The organism is Streptococcus cuniculi, from assembly GCF_001921845.1.
GTDB lineage: Bacteria > Bacillota > Bacilli > Lactobacillales > Streptococcaceae > Streptococcus > Streptococcus cuniculi.
Genome location: NZ_MSJM01000003.1, coordinates 51,906 through 67,059 on the forward strand (window position 1 = coordinate 51,906; position 15,154 = coordinate 67,059).

Below are 15,154 nucleotides of genomic sequence, written 5' to 3' on the forward strand. Positions count from 1 at the left end.
CTATTCTCACATCTTCTCTTCCAGCACCACATCTGGGTACTTGTCTGCAAACCAGCGCAGGGCAAAGTCATTTTCAAAGAGGAAAACAGGATGATCAAAGCGGTCTTTGGCAAGGATATTGCGGCTAGACGACATCCGCTCGTCCAACTGCTCCTGAGCAATCCAACGCACGGTCTTTTTCCCCATTGGCGTCATGACCACTTCTGCATTGTATTCATTTTCCATGCGGTGTTTAAAGACTTCAAACTGGAGCTGACCAACGGCCCCCAGCATATACTCGCCTGTCTGGTAGTTGGTGTAGAGCTGAATAGCTCCTTCTTGCACTAGCTGCTCAATGCCTTTGTGGAAGGATTTCTGTTTCATGACATTTTTAGCAGAAACTTTCATGAAGATTTCAGGGGTAAAGGTTGGTAGCGGTTCAAATTCAAACTTGTTCTTGCCAACAGTCAACGTGTCCCCTACTTGGTAGGTCCCTGTATCATAGACCCCGATAATATCACCTGCCACGGCATTTTCGACATTCTCCCGCGCTTCAGCCATGAACTGGGTGACATTGGACAGCTTCGCTTTCTTGCCCGTCCGCGTCAAATTGACATCCATTCCGCGCTCAAACTCGCCTGAAACGATACGGACAAAGGCAATACGGTCGCGGTGGCGAGGGTCCATATTGGCTTGGATTTTAAAGACAAACCCTGAAAAATCATTGGATAAAGGCTCCACTATTTCCCCGTCTGTTTTCAAATGTCCATGCGGTTCTGGAGCAAATTGCAAGAAGGTTTCAAGGAAGGTCTGCACCCCAAAATTAGTCAAGGCTGACCCGAAGAAAACGGGCGTTAGCTTTCCATCCAAAATCGCGCTTTCTGAAAATTCATTTCCTGCCTCACTCAAGAGTTCAATATCTTCTAAGACCTGCGCGTAAAAAGGATTGTTGCCAAAGAGGGCTTCGCCTTCATCAAAACTGGCAAAGCGCTCCTCACTGCGGTAGAGTTCCAAGCGCTTGTTATGCAGGTCATACAAACCTTCAAAGGATTTCCCCATACCGATTGGCCAATTCATCGGAAAACTTGCAATGCCAAGGACTTCTTCTAATTCTTCCAAGAGGTCAAGCGGTTCACGACCATCACGGTCCAATTTGTTAATAAAGGTAAAGACGGGGATATTGCGGTGTTTGACAACCTCAAATAATTTCTTGGTTTGGGCCTCAATCCCCTTTGCTGAGTCGATCACCATGACCGCAGCATCCACCGCCATCAAGGTCCGATAGGTATCTTCCGAGAAATCCTCATGCCCTGGGGTATCAAGGATATTGACGCGCTTGCCATCATAGTCAAACTGCATCACCGAAGAAGTCACCGAGATTCCCCGTTGCTTTTCAATGTCCATCCAGTCAGACTTGGCAAAGTTTCCAGTCTTTTTCCCCTTGACCGTACCAGCCTCACGAATTTCTCCACCGAAGTAGAGCAACTGCTCTGTAATCGTAGTTTTCCCCGCATCCGGGTGGGAGATAATGGCAAAGGTGCGGCGTTTTTTTATTTCATCTTGTAGTGTCATCTTGATTCCTTTTTTACTGTTCTATAAAATGGCAGAGCAGACACCTTGTCTACCCTCCCGTATCCTTATTATTATAACTAAAAGAGCTAGATTTTTCAAATCAGAGTGATAAAAAAGAAGCTCGTCAGCTCCTTTCGTATTCCTGTTTTTCAACCTGTCGAGATTCCTGTAGCACTTGGAAGAGTTTTAAGAAAGCTGTTAGAATGACTGTAAACAGGATTGTTTCTATCAGATAATTCCAAAAGAGACCATAATCGCCTAAGAGTGGCAACTTTCGTAAAAAGCCATAATCGCCACCTGTCACCACATCGACCAGCAAGATGAAGGTATTGACTCCAAAGGTAATCGCCGCAATCCTTCCTAGACTTAACTGGTAAGACGGTTGACGCAAGAGGTAGTTCAGGGCATTTCCTAAAAGGGCCAGATGGCCGATGATAAAGGAAAAGATGGTCACATGAAACCAAGGAAAAGGATCAAAGACGGGATAAATCAAGGCGCACATGGAGCCGAATACCCCTATCAGGGAAAAATACTCCTTGTAAGGTGAATCATCTGGAGCTAATAAGAGCACAAACATGGCCATACGGCAATGGTAGAGCGGTAGCGATTGGGAAATTGGTGCCATAATGGCCAGATACCAGCCGTAAAGCAGTATCAATTGGAGAATCTGTATTCCTTTAAAAGTCTGCTGCCAGGCCTTGTTTTCATGGTATTTGATTGCTCCAATCACTATCAATACCAGACCGAGCAGGAGACATACATGCCCAGCAACACCGAGCTCTGGTGGAAAACTAGGCTGATTACTAAAAAATTCTTTCATTGTTTTTTCCTTTTGTGCTACTTCTTACGCCATAGCTTCCAAAGCTGCGACCAGCTGGTCAAGGTGCATGGAATTGCTGCCTTTTAGCAAAATCTGGTCCTGCGGATTGACACAGGCTTTGACACGGGCAACTAACTCCTCAAACTGATCTTCTGCATCATTTTTTCTAAAGAAATACACCTTGCCGAGCGGGAACATCTGAGCAGCTAATTGGGCCAAGCCCTCAATATCCTGTCCGTAAAAGAATAGGGTGTCCAGACAATTGGGCGACAGGCTCGTAATCATCTCTTGATGGAGGGCAACCGACTGCTCTCCCAATTCTTTCATGTCCGCTAACACAGCCAGTTTCTTGCCATTTTCATTTGCGGGAATGCTGGAGAAGGTCTCTAAAATCAGGCGCATGGCTGTCGGATTGGCATTGTAGACATCACTTAATATATCCGCACCATTTCCTGCTTTTTTCCACTCTGTTCGATTGCGGGTCAGCTGTAGATGCGCCAGCGCTTCCTTAATGGCGGCATCTGAAACACCCAAGCATTTGCCTACATAGCTAGCTAGCATGGCATTGGTCGCATTGTACTTGCCTGTAACAGGTAAGAAAATATCTCCGTCCATGAAGTTGACCTGAAAGGTCAGGCTGTCCTTGCTCTCTACTAGGCTCGTCACCTGCAAATCGCCCCCCTCACCAAAGCGTAGCAGTTGCTGCTGACTTGGTAGGTGAGTAGCTGCAATCGGGTCATTGGGTACCAATAAGGTTGCTCCTTCTGACATCCCATCTGCAATCTGCAATTTTCCTTGGGCAATCTGCTCCCGTGAACCGAAAAATTCCAGATGAGCTTCGCCAAACAAGGTAATCACAGCTAAACTTGGTTTTGCGATTTCTGACAGAAGATGAATGTCACCTAGGTGATCCTGCCCCATTTCAAGGACTAGTTTTTCTGTACCATCTGGCATGTGCAGCACCGTATAAGGCAGCCCGATTTCATTATTGTAATTCCCTTGGGTCTTATAGGTGGCAAAGGTTGTGGCCAAAACATCGTGAATCATGTCCTTGGTGGTCGTTTTGCCATTTGAACCTGTCACGGCGATGACCTCTACCTGCATTTTCTCTAGGTAATAGGCAGCTAAGGTCTGAAAGGCTAGCAGGCAGTCATCCACTAGGATATGGGGAACAGGCACTTCATTTTCTGATAGGGTGACCGCGCAGCCATTTTCAAAAGCCACGGAAATAAACGCATGCCCATCTCGTGCTCCCTTGAGCGGGATAAAGAGGTCGCCTTCTGCTATCAAACGGCTATCAAATTCCACCTTTTGTAGGGCCTGATTCTCATATATGGTCACGTCGTTTTTCGCTCCGACAACCTGAGCAACTTCATATACTGTTAATTTCATCTTTTTCTCCAAAAACGCTCTTGTCGATTAGGGGGATACTTCCCCTTTTAGCTTGAAGCAAAACAAAAAGAGCGTATGCTCTTTTTATTATATCATATTTTTAAGCCAGTATCCTATCGAACCTGTGTCAAGACACCGTCTTTCATCTCATAGACCTTGTCACACTGCTCAATCATGCGATGATCATGGGTAACCATGATGATAGCCTTGTTGCGTTCTTTGCTTTCTTTGGCAAGGAGCGCTACCACCTCAAAGGCGCGATCCGTGTCCAAACTCGCTGTCGGCTCATCGGCCAAAATAAGAGCTGGATCATTGTATAAGGCGCGGGCAATCGCCACTCGCTGGCGCTCTCCTCCAGATAAATCTTTGGGAAACTTGGTTTTTAAATGCGCCACATCTAGGTCTGCGAGCAGCTCTTTCTGCTTTTCTTTGTTGGAGCGTCTGTTGACACGATCCACTAATTCCAACTGTTTTTCCACCGTCAAGAAGGGAATCAGATTGGAAGATTGTAGGATGAAGCCAATATCCTTGTAGCGAAGCTGGGCCCGTTTCTTTTCAGGCAGGTCTGAATAATCAGCCTGATTGATGGTAATGCGACCTGCTGACGGTGTTTGTAAACCTCCAGCCAAGGTCAAAAAGGTACTTTTCCCAGACCCAGACGGCCCGATAATGGCGACAAATTCTCCAGCCTCCACACTAAAATTGGTGGGCTTGAGTGCGGTAATTGTCTGGTCTCCGTCCTTGAATTGTTTACTGATATTTTCAAATACTAAGGTGCTCATGTTCTTCCTCCTAGGACAAATTTTGCAATGGGTCAACCTTGAAGATGGAGCGAACAGAGAAGCTCGCGCCAAGCAAGGCAAAGACCACTAAGGCAAGGCTGACACCTCCATAGAAGAACCAGTTATTCTCAAACGGTACAGCACTTGGTAGGGCGATAGAAGACAGGTAGGTCAGCGAGAGGCCTAGGAGCGTTCCAAGGCTAGAGAGCAAGAAGGTCTGTGCCACAACGCTAGCTGAAATAAAGCCATTTGACAAGCCCTGAATCTTCATCAACCCAAAAATTGGCGCTTTCTGGGTGGTCAAAACATAGATGAAAATCGCAATCACGATGGCTGCAATCACCACCAAAAAGCCAATCATAAAGGCAAAGGTCAAGTTTTGCGCTTGATAGCCCGGCAAGTGTTCGATGAAATCAGCTACTGTTAATTTTTCCAAGTCGTCTTCAGGATAGCTTGCCACATCGCCACGAACAATCACCCCGCTGATAGAGGTCACATCGTCCTGACCTGGAATCTTGGTTGTCGTATCCAAATCGTCAAAGTCCATATAGACAACAGGTGCCACGCTAAAAGCCGCATTTTCTGTATAGCCGACAATGGTCACGGGCTCATCAAAAACAGATAGATGAACGGTCTCTCCGATTTCAAATCCTTCTTTCTCCCCGAGAGTTTTGTCAATTACCACCTCGTGTGCTTGTTCAAACAAACGACCTTCGACAATATTCGGCTCTACAAACGTCCCTTTTTCAATGGCAAAGACACTAATTTTTTGCTTATCATCAGAGGTCGCTTCGTCCTTAACCCAAGCAGCACCTGCTTGTTGCTTGATAAGAGCCACCTCATCTGCTGTCACTTCATCTGCGAGTTTCTTATCGACATGCGATGCACTCATCAATTTATTAGCCTCAGACGAGAGCAAGACATAGTCTGCCTGCCATTTATCAACCGCAGCTCGGTTCTGCTGCATCAAGCCATAAGCCAAGCCCGTCAAGAAAAAGACGAGATAGGCAATCAATACCAATAAGCCCAAGACCAAGCCATAACGGAGCTTGCTCTGGCGCATTTCTTCAATTGCTAAAAACATATATCCTCATTTCTATTCATTACAAATTCATTCTGATATTTTCTCTTTTTATCCTATATTGACGACTAGGTCGGTCTTTCAAATAACTGCCACATCATCCTATCCTCTCTTTTTAATTCTCATGAGAACCATTTTAGTTCTTATGAGAACAAATTGCAAGAATTTTGCTCACTGGGTATAAAAAATGAATGACCGAATGGTCATTCATGTTAATACTATAGGAATAAGGTGAAATAGCACAGCTCTAAAACATTATTTCAGTAATGGAAACATTAAGAAAAGTTTTGGAACCAGTTGGAACAGCACAGCTCTAAAACTTTGCGACAGCATCTGTTTCTAGCTCTTCAGTTTTGGAACCAGTTGAAACAGCACAGCTCTAAAACACGAAACTATTTCAGGTCTGCCAAAAGAAAGTTTTGGAACCAATTGGAACAGCACGGCTCTAAAACTAAACCATCGCCCTCTATATAAATAACGGTTTTGGAACCAATTGGAACAGCACGGCTCTAAAACTAAACCATCGCCCTCTATATAAATAACGGTTTTGGAACCAATTGAAACAGCACGGCTCTAAAACTTTGAACTCATAGTAGCTTAGTTCGTTGCTGTTTTGGAACCAGGTGAAACAGCACGGCTCTAAAACTTTCACGGTGTCCTCGATGTCATACGGCTCGTTTTGGAATCAGTTGAAACAGCATGGCTCTAAAACTAGAAAATTTTCTGCTAGATTTCGTAATCGCGCCATTCGTCCCAACTAGACTCTCGTTCCAACCGATTCCTTATATTCTATTTATTATACCATATGTTTAGTGATTAAGACAGCATCTTGTTGAGGATAGCAATGTTTTCCTGTTCTAGTAAGAAATCTAGAAAAAAGGAGGAAAGCCAACTCCCCTCACTTCTATCTTCTACTCTATTAAATCAAATGTTGTTCGCGTTTAGCAAAGGTTTCCTTGGCTAGAGTTACCAAGGTTTCAATCAAATCAGGATAGGCAAGACCCATATTGTCCCACAAGAGGGGGTACATTGACCACTGGGTGAAGCCTGGCATGGTGTTTAACTCGTTGAGGAAAATGTCTCCTTCCTCTGTCAGGAAGAAATCGCAGCGCGATAGACCGCCCCCACCAATGGCACGAAAGGCACTAGCTGCGTAAGAGCGCATTTGCTCCGCAGTAGCAGCTGGGATTTCCGCTGGAATCGCCATGGTAATTTTATTGTCAATGTATTTAGCGTCGTAATCATAGAAAGCAACGTCCTTGACGACTTCCCCAGGCAGGGTCGTCTGTACATCTGTATTGCCTAGGATGCCGACTTCAATCTCACGCGCATTGACCCCCTGCTCCACCAAAAGGCGGCTATCGTAGCGGAAAGCGAGTGCGATGGCAGCTCGCAACTCAGCTTGATTTTCTGCTTTTGAAATCCCGACACTTGAGCCCATATTGGCTGGTTTGACAAAGACTGGATAGGTCAAGTTGGCTTCTACCGCACGGATTTTTGCTTCGACATCTTCGCCCTCAATGACTGTTTCAAAGGCCACTTGGGGAATACCTTCTGAAGCGAGAACCTGCTTGGTCGTAATCTTATCCATGGCCACACTAGAAGCCAGAACATTTGTCCCCACATAAGGCAGGCGCAAGACTTCTAGGAAACCTTGGATAGAGCCGTCTTCGCCCATGGGACCGTGAAGCACTGGAAAGACCACTGCATTTTCCTCATAAATATCGCTCGGACGAATGCCTTGACTTGGAACAATGCTACTATTGGTCATCAAGCGTTCATCGGCAGACGGTGTGCTATCAAATTCCTGCGTCTTGATAAAATCACCATTTTGCGCAATAAAGTAGGTTTTGACAAAAAACTTGTCATAATTGATTGCCCGCATAACGCTTTCGGCAGACAAGACCGACACTTCACGCTCGGCAGAACGTCCGCCATACAGGAGGATAATGGTTTCTTTTGACATGAATTTTCCCTAACTTTCTATACTAATTCTTGATAATGCTTGTTTTCTAAAACTATAACTCGGTACGATTTTCAATCGCTCGCAGGAGGGTGACTTCATCTGCGTATTCAATATCCGATCCGACTGCGAGTCCCCGCGCCAAACGGGTCACCTTGATTCCGGCAGGTTTTAACACTCTTGAAATATACATGGAAGTTGCCTCACCATCGGCTGTTGCATTGGTGGCAATGATGACTTCGGTCACCTCATTTTCCATCAAGCGCGTCAGCAAACTCTTGAGGTTGATATCATCTGGACCAACCCCATTCATGGGGGAAATCAGGCCGTGGAGAACATGGTACAAGCCGTGGTATTCCTGAATATTTTCCATGGCAGATACATCACGGCTGTCTTCTACCACTAAAATCGTTGATACATCACGCGTCTGATCCTGACAAATCGCACAGGTCTCCTCTTCAGCAAGATTGCCGCAAATCTGACAATAGGCCAAATCACGCTTGGCTGCTAGGAGGTTTTTCGCAAATTCATTGACCACATCTTCTTCCATACCAATCGTATAAAAGGCCAGACGAGTCGCTGTTTTGATACCAATTCCAGGGAGTTTTGAATAACTCTCAATCAATTTCGCAATGGGTGTTGGGTATAACAATGTTGGTTTCTATCTTTCTACTATCATTCAATTCGCTAGAAGCTCTAGGCTATTTCTATCCTCCATTATATCACAAAATGACCTTATCCAACAAAAAAACAACCAGCCTTGACGGCTGGTTATTTTCGGAGATTATGAAAAATTTTAGGATTGACTATAGTATACTCCAAACTGGATGCTCTGACATCGGTCTTAAGATGGAGATTTGCAACGAATCACCTAAAACTTAACTATTTCTTCCTAATTCATCGGGTGAAGGGATTGGTAGAGGTTGATAATCTCTGTCGTGATGTATTTACTTGCAGCTGAATTTAAGTCCGTCAAATTCGGCAGAATAACCGCTACTGCGATTTTAGGATTGGAGCTTGGTGCATAAGAAACAATGTTGGTGTTAACTGCGTTCAAGACTTGGCCTGTCTCTGTTGTGACAAAGGTTTCGGCCGTACCAGTCTTGGCACTGATGGATACGCTAGCACCTTCTGCAAGGCCTCTTCCTGTCGTCAGACCGCTTCCGCCATTCACCACCATGTAAAATCCTTGCTGGATAAGCGCCATCTCTTCTGCTGAAAGATTAACCTGATTCAACTCTTTTCCAGAAATAGCCTCAATCTTCTCACCGAGACCTCCCTCTGCATTGTTGGCATAAATCCCTTCTGCTATATGTGGACTCACTCGCCGACCACCATTTGCTATTGTAGCTACATATTGGGCCATCTGCATCGGTGTATAGTTGTCAAACTGTCCGAAAGAGTTGGTCAGATAGTTTGCAATTGAATACTCTTTCGGGATAAACCCAGTTGATTCAAGCGGTAGGTCAATTCCTGTTGGTGCACCGAGACCGTATTCTCCAAAGGTCGTGCGCAATTTTTCCATAGAAGTATTGAGGGAGTCATTTTCCTTTAAAATCATTCCAGGAACATAGGGTTGTCCTAGCATGTCAAGAGCAATCTGAACCATATAGGTATTGGATGAATATTGCAGGGCTTCGACTGCGTTAATGTTGCGGTTGCCATACAGGGTAAACCAAGAAGTAATGGGAGCAGAACCTGCGAATTGAATCGGCTGATCTAGCAGCACCTGATTGCCTGCAATCACTCCTTCCTCCCATCCTGCTGTCAGGGTCGCTCCCTTGACAATGGACCCCGGTACAAAGGTATTGGTGATGGTGCCCAAGGCATTTTCCTTAACTTCATTGGTCTTGGTATCATGGCTATAGCCTGCCATGGCAAGAACTGCCCCTGTCTCGGGCTCAAGCGCAACGGCATAGACTCCTTCTGAATAGCGGGCGCTGCCTGTCGCTAGTTCACTATCAAAATAACGCTTCAAAATAGCATTGACTCCGTCTTGGAAGGCTAAATCAATCGTTAATTTAACATTTTTTCCCTTGCTACCTTCCTGAATGGTCGTGATGTTTTCGACATTCCCATTACGGTCGAGGTTGATTTCTTTTTTCTCCCGTTGACCCTGCAACACTTCTTCGTATTGTTTTTCCAGATAGGCTGTTCCCACTCGGTCATTGAGCGAATAGCCTTTGGCCAAATACTCTTTGGCATCTTCTTCTGGCAAACCTACCTGTTGCGTCGTGACGGTTCCGATGATGGAAGCAAGCGAGGTTGGCGCTACCACTCGTTTCCAGCTACTTGCGGTCGAAATCTCTGGTAAATCTGCTTCATTTGCGGCAATCATGGCAATCTGCTCAGCTGTCAGCGGATCGGTAACGAGATTGACCGTTTCAAAATAAGCAGCAGCATTCATTTGCGAAAAGAGTTCTACGACCTTTAATTCTTCTTCTGAATAAGCCGTCTGCTCTTCTGTCAAGCTGGCAACAGCATTGTTATAGATGACCGTTTCATCTAAGCTGTTGCCGTCTGTGTCCAAACGCTGGTCCTTGGGTAATGTTTTTACGACTTCCGCATAAACTTCTGGGTCTGCCAGATAATAATCCGCTCGCTCCCGCGGTGTGACATCTACATCGGTCAAGGTCACCCATTGCAAAAGTTTAGCTGCAATTTCTTTCATCTGGCGGGCGGTCATTTTATTGGAGCGGGTAAAGGTTGCGACCTGCTCGACCTGATTTTCCACCAAAGCAAGGCCCTTGGCATCATAAATCTGTCCACGAACGGAGCTATTCGTAATCACTTTTTGACTGGCTTTGGCGAGTTTATCAGTGTAGAAATCTTTATTGATAATCTGCATATAGGCCAGGCGCGAAATCAAGACCGAAAACAGGACAATGACAATGGCAAATAAAATATTCAATCGTCGAGGAATAAAGGCATCCTCGCGCCCCTTGCGGGAAGGTACATGTTTCGTCACTCTAACACCTCATTCTAGAAAATTCTTTTCTATTATATCACACTAGACCTATTTTTTTCTGTTTGGACGGGTGAATTCTGGTGAATTTTCTCCTCTATCCGAACGAAAAAACCATACAGATTTTCTGAAAAATCTATATGGTTTTTTCCAATTAAATCGTCGTCAAGGGTGTTGCGGTGTCTGGCGATGTATCGTAGACTTGAAAATCAATTCCGACACCCAAATCCGCTTGGGCCAGTTGGTTGACCATAGTCATGTGGGCCAACTCTTTGATATTATTTTCCTTGCTGAGGTGGCCTAGATAGATCTTCTTGGTTCGATTTCCAAGAGAGCGAATCATGGCATCTGCCCCGTCTTCATTACAAAGGTGTCCCTTGTCGGACAAAATACGTTGCTTAAGGTTCCATGAGTAAGAACCCGCCCGCAGAATTTCCACGTCATGATTGGACTCAATCAAGTAGCCATCTGCATTTTCCACAATGCCTGCTAGACGATCGCTGACATAGCCCGTATCCGTCAGCATGACAAAGCTCTTGTCGTCTTTCATAAAACGATAAAATTGCGGACAAGCCGCATCATGGCTGACCCCGAAACTTTCAATGTCCAAATCGCCAAAGGTCTTGGTCACCCCCAACTCAAAAATATGCTTTTGCTCAAGGGCAATCGTGCCTACCTTTCCCTCCATGGCCTGCCAAGTTGCCTCATTGGCATAGATGTCCATGCCGTATTTACGGGCTAAAACGCCAATGCCATGGATATGATCACTATGCTCGTGCGTCACTAAAATGGCATCCAAATCCTCGGGTCTGCGGCCAATTTCTGCTAATAAACTCGTAATTTTCTTGCCGGACAAGCCAGCATCTACTAAAATCTTTTTCTTCTCTGTCTCTAAATAGAAGGAATTTCCACTCGAACCAGAGGCTAAAATACTATATCGAAATCCTGTTTCTCCCATACACTCCTATTCTTCCTCTTCTGCATCCTCCCACTCATCAGCTGTCATATCTTTAATGTATGGTAGCACAATGGTGAAAGTTGAACCATGTCCATATTCACTCTTAGCCCAGATAAAGCCCTTGTGTTGCTTGACAATTTCTTTTGCAATGGCGAGACCAAGTCCTGTACCACCTTGCGCACGGGAACGCGCCTTATCCACCCGATAAAAGCGGTCAAAAATCCGTGGTAAATCAGCCTTGGGAATGCCCAAGCCCTCATCAGAAATGGACACAATCAACTGAGTATCTGTCGTTTTCATGCTAAAGGTGATTTTCCCACCGTCTGGTGAATACTTAATGGCATTGTTTAAAATATTATCCATGACTTGCGTCATCTTATCCGTATCAATCTCAATCCAAATCGGTGTAATCTGGTAATCACGGACAATGGTATATTCCTTGCCTGTTTCTTGGCTCTTCATCTGATCAAAACGGTTTAAGATAAAGGTCACAAAGGCCGTAAAGTTTATCAACTCCACATCAGCTGAACTGACCTGATTGTCAATGCGTGATAGGCTCAACAAGTCTGAAATCATCCGCATCATGCGATTGGTTTCATCGAGCGACACCTTGACAAAACTCGGTGCGACCGATTCGGTCAAGGCACCATCATCAAGGGCTTCCAGATAGGATTTGACCGAAGTCAGCGGGGTCCGCAATTCGTGGCTAACGTTTGAAACAAACAAGCGCCGCTCCCGCTCTTCCTTGGCCTGCTCGGTCATATCGTGCAAGACGACAACGAGACCTGAAATCAAGCCACTTTCGCTACGAATGGTCGCAAAATTGGCCCGCAAGGTCAGAAATTCACCATTTTCATTATCGTGTTCGATGACGATTTCAGGCGTCTGCGCTAGCAAATCCCGAAAACTGTAGTCCTCACGAATGCCCAGAATGTCCAACAAATCCCGCTGTTCGGCCGTTTTAGAAGCAAGTCCCAACTGCTTTTGGGCTGTTTCATTGACCATGATAACCCGCCCCATGCGGTCTGCCGCCATCACCCCATCACTCATGTAGGCGAGAATGGAGGACAGACGCGTCTTTTCCTGCTCCAAATGGTCATGGGTCAGGCGAATCACCTCAGACAAATCGTTGAGCGAATTGGCCATCTCTGTAATTTCAGGGCTACCGCGCATATCCAGAACATCGGAATAGTCCAGCTCAATCAGGCGCTTGACCTTTTTATTGAGTTCCTTGATTTGCTGATTATCCCGGTGATTTTCAATCAGTAAGACTGTCAATGCAATGACAAAACCAATCAAGATGACTACAAACCAAAACTCAGGTGTCGTTATTAAATACCGTAATTGATTAATCATTTCCCTTTATATAATATCCCACACCACGCCGTGTCAAGATGTATTCTGGACGGCTCGGTGTATCTTCAATCTTCTCACGCAGACGACGAACCGTCACATCAACCGTCCGCACATCTCCGAAGTAGTCATAGCCCCACACGGTTTCCAGCAAATGCTCTCGCGTCATGACCTGTCCCAAGTGCTTAGCCAAATGGTGGAGCAACTCAAATTCACGATGGGTCAACTCCAACTCCTTGCCATGCTTTTTGGCCACAAAGGCATCTGGAAGAATAACCAAATCCCGAATGGTCAACTCAGGCGTTCCAGTGGTTTCCATATCAATCTGGGTTTCAGACAATTCACTGCGGCGCAACAGGGCCTTAACCCGCGCCTGCAATTCCCGATTAGAGAAGGGCTTGGTCACATAATCATCTGCCCCGATTTCAAGACCGATGACCTTGTCAAATTCACTATCTTTGGCAGAGAGCATCAAAATCGGCACATTGCTGGTCTTGCGAATGGTCCGTGCCACCTCAAGCCCATCAATCTCTGGCAGCATCAAATCCAAAATCACGATGTCTGGAAATTCTGCTTCAAACAAGGCCAAGGCCTCCCGACCATCAAAAGCCGTCACCACTTCATACCCTTCTCGTGTCATATTGAATTTGATAATATCCGAAATCGGCTTCTCATCATCAACAATCAAGATTTTTTTCATCTTTTCTCACCTCGTCATTCTAATGCCCATTATACCAAAAGTCTGCCAAATTCGCATGGAGGAAGTGTGGGGAAGTGGATGAAGAGTGTTTTTCACTTGACAATACCCGAAAAAACATCTATTACCAATAATAGACACCAAATAACTTGCGCTAGTGACAATTAGACGGACGCTTGGGAACAACGTAAGTTGGGGGAGGTGGCGGACATTGTAGCAGGTGGTGATATTGCTAAAAATAAATTGTTAGCTAGTGGCGCTTATCCTGTAATTGCTAATTCACTGAACAATGAAGGAATTGTTGGTTACTATTCTGAAGACTATAGAATTGAAGCACCAGCGGTTACTGTTACAGGTCGTGGGGAAGTAGGCGTTGCTTTTGCAAGAAAAGTAAATTTTACTCCAGTTGTAAGACTTTTGGCTCTGAAATCTCAATGTGATTCAGATTTTTTAGCTAATGCAATAAACCAACAACATATTTTTATAGAATCGACAGGAGTTCCACAACTAACTGTACCACAATTATCTAATATTAGAATTTTACTCCCTGTCATACCCGAACAAACCACTATCGGCACCTTCTTCTCCACCCTAGACACGCTCATCACCCTTCATCAGCGTGAGTGTCTGCCTAATTTTATTTATGGAGGGAAAGAACTATGTTGAATGAAATTACGAAAAATGATTTGTTTCATGTTTATTATAAGAGGTGGATAACAATTTATAAAGAAGGAGCGATTCGAAATGTAACAATGGCAAAATATTTGATGACTCATAAATGGTTAGTTTCATTGGTTCCTCATTTAACTATCCAAGAATTAACACGAATATCCTATCAACAACTTCTCAATGATTATGCTCAAGAGCATGAGCGGCAAACAACCATGGATTTTCATCATCAACTAAAAGGAGCAATACTAGATGCCGTGGATGAGGGTCTCATTGATCGAGATCCGACCAGAAAAGCCATTATAAAAGGGAAAACGCCTCGGGAGAAAAAAATAAAATACCTAAATCAGTTTGAATTGCATACGTTGCTTACGAATCTCCATTTAACCAATGAAATAAATTGGGATTGGTTTATTCTGCTTGTTGCAAAAACAGGAATGCGATTTTCAGAAGCACTTGCATTAACTCCTAAAGATTTTGATTTTTCTCACCAAATGTTATCCATTTCAAAAACTTGGGATTATAAGGGAAAAGGGGGCTTTTTACCAACTAAAAATCGTTCATCTATTCGAAAAATTCAGATAGATTGGCAGACCGTCATTCAGTTCTCTGAATTAGTCAAAAATCTTCCCGAAGATCAACCAATTTTTGTATCCTCTTCTAAGAAAATTTATAATTCTACTGTAAATGGTGTCCTTACACGATTGTGCGAGAAATCAAATATCCCGAACATTTCTATACATGGATTACGACATACGCATGCGTCGTTATTATTGTTCGCTGGAGTATCTATTGCAAGTGTCGCCAGAAGGCTTGGACATGCAAGTATGACGACGACTCAAAAAACTTATCTACACATCATTCAAGAATTAGAAAATCAAGATGTTGACTTGGTTATGCGTTCACTATCTAGCCTAAGTTAA

At 44.6% G+C, this 15,154-nt stretch carries 13 protein-coding genes; 2 read left to right on the forward strand and 11 right to left on the reverse strand.

What is annotated here, in order from left to right; all coding sequences use genetic code 11:
* Positions 1–6 precede the first annotated feature (6 nt).
* From BU202_RS03560 to yycF, 11 genes are all read right to left on the reverse strand, one after another.
* On the reverse strand, positions 7–1,551 hold the full coding sequence (locus BU202_RS03560) for a peptide chain release factor 3 (RefSeq protein WP_075104437.1): 1,545 nt from the start codon (positions 1,549–1,551) through the stop codon (positions 7–9).
* Positions 1,552–1,675: 124 nt separating this feature from the next.
* Entirely contained in the window at positions 1,676–2,371 is a 696-nt protein-coding gene (locus BU202_RS03565; RefSeq protein WP_075104438.1) for a YwaF family protein, read from the reverse strand.
* A gap of 24 nt (positions 2,372–2,395) precedes the next feature.
* A complete protein-coding gene (locus BU202_RS03570) occupies positions 2,396–3,763 on the reverse strand; it encodes a UDP-N-acetylmuramoyl-tripeptide--D-alanyl-D-alanine ligase (RefSeq protein ID WP_075104439.1) in 1,368 nt (455 codons plus the stop codon).
* Between the two features lie 113 nt (positions 3,764–3,876).
* A complete protein-coding gene (locus BU202_RS03575; RefSeq protein WP_075104440.1) occupies positions 3,877–4,545 on the reverse strand; it encodes an ABC transporter ATP-binding protein in 669 nt (222 codons plus the stop codon).
* A 10-nt stretch (positions 4,546–4,555) separates the two neighbouring features.
* Positions 4,556–5,629: an FtsX-like permease family protein gene (locus BU202_RS03580; RefSeq protein ID WP_075104441.1), complete on the reverse strand. Its 1,074-nt coding sequence runs from the start codon at positions 5,627–5,629 to the stop codon at positions 4,556–4,558.
* Between the two features lie 916 nt (positions 5,630–6,545).
* Entirely contained in the window at positions 6,546–7,592 is a 1,047-nt protein-coding gene (locus BU202_RS03590; protein WP_075104442.1) for a D-alanine--D-alanine ligase, read from the reverse strand.
* Between the two features lie 52 nt (positions 7,593–7,644).
* Entirely contained in the window at positions 7,645–8,241 is a 597-nt protein-coding gene (recR, locus tag BU202_RS03595) for a recombination mediator RecR (RefSeq protein ID WP_075104443.1), read from the reverse strand.
* A gap of 240 nt (positions 8,242–8,481) precedes the next feature.
* Complete coding sequence (gene pbp2b / locus BU202_RS03600) at positions 8,482–10,557, reverse strand: penicillin-binding protein PBP2B (RefSeq protein ID WP_075104444.1); 2,076 nt, start codon at positions 10,555–10,557, stop codon at positions 8,482–8,484.
* A gap of 151 nt (positions 10,558–10,708) precedes the next feature.
* A complete protein-coding gene (locus BU202_RS03605; RefSeq protein ID WP_075104445.1) occupies positions 10,709–11,512 on the reverse strand; it encodes an MBL fold metallo-hydrolase in 804 nt (267 codons plus the stop codon).
* Positions 11,513–11,518: 6 nt separating this feature from the next.
* On the reverse strand, positions 11,519–12,868 hold the full coding sequence (vicK, locus tag BU202_RS03610) for a cell wall metabolism sensor histidine kinase VicK (protein ID WP_075104446.1): 1,350 nt from the start codon (positions 12,866–12,868) through the stop codon (positions 11,519–11,521).
* Positions 12,861–13,565 carry a response regulator YycF gene (gene yycF / locus BU202_RS03615; protein WP_075104447.1) on the reverse strand — a complete coding sequence of 235 codons (705 nt, stop codon included), beginning with the start codon at positions 13,563–13,565 and terminating at the stop codon, positions 12,861–12,863. The genes vicK and yycF overlap by 8 nt, the downstream gene beginning before the upstream one ends.
* Before the next feature lie 198 nt (positions 13,566–13,763).
* Here yycF and BU202_RS03620 point away from each other — a divergent pair, with 198 nt between their 5' ends.
* Together BU202_RS03620 and BU202_RS03625 are read left to right on the forward strand one after the other, a co-directional pair.
* A complete protein-coding gene (locus BU202_RS03620; protein WP_244149015.1) occupies positions 13,764–14,228 on the forward strand; it encodes a restriction endonuclease subunit S in 465 nt (154 codons plus the stop codon).
* Positions 14,222–15,154, forward strand: coding sequence for a site-specific integrase (locus tag BU202_RS03625; protein ID WP_075104449.1), 933 nt, complete (start codon positions 14,222–14,224; stop codon positions 15,152–15,154). The genes BU202_RS03620 and BU202_RS03625 overlap by 7 nt, the downstream gene beginning before the upstream one ends.

Coding starts and splice junctions, on each gene's coding strand:
- BU202_RS03565 (WP_075104438.1), bottom strand. CDS start 2,371: ATGAAAGAATTTTTTAGTAATCAGCCTAGTTTTCCACCAGAGCTCGGT.
- yycF (WP_075104447.1), bottom strand. CDS start 13,565: ATGAAAAAAATCTTGATTGTTGATGATGAGAAGCCGATTTCGGATATT.
- BU202_RS03590 (WP_075104442.1), bottom strand. CDS start 7,592: ATGTCAAAAGAAACCATTATCCTCCTGTATGGCGGACGTTCTGCCGAG.
- vicK (WP_075104446.1), bottom strand. CDS start 12,868: ATGATTAATCAATTACGGTATTTAATAACGACACCTGAGTTTTGGTTT.
- BU202_RS03625 (WP_075104449.1), top strand. CDS start 14,222: ATGTTGAATGAAATTACGAAAAATGATTTGTTTCATGTTTATTATAAG.
- BU202_RS03560 (WP_075104437.1), bottom strand. CDS start 1,551: ATGACACTACAAGATGAAATAAAAAAACGCCGCACCTTTGCCATTATC.
- BU202_RS03605 (WP_075104445.1), bottom strand. CDS start 11,512: ATGGGAGAAACAGGATTTCGATATAGTATTTTAGCCTCTGGTTCGAGT.
- BU202_RS03570 (WP_075104439.1), bottom strand. CDS start 3,763: ATGAAATTAACAGTATATGAAGTTGCTCAGGTTGTCGGAGCGAAAAAC.
- BU202_RS03580 (WP_075104441.1), bottom strand. CDS start 5,629: ATGTTTTTAGCAATTGAAGAAATGCGCCAGAGCAAGCTCCGTTATGGC.
- BU202_RS03575 (WP_075104440.1), bottom strand. CDS start 4,545: ATGAGCACCTTAGTATTTGAAAATATCAGTAAACAATTCAAGGACGGA.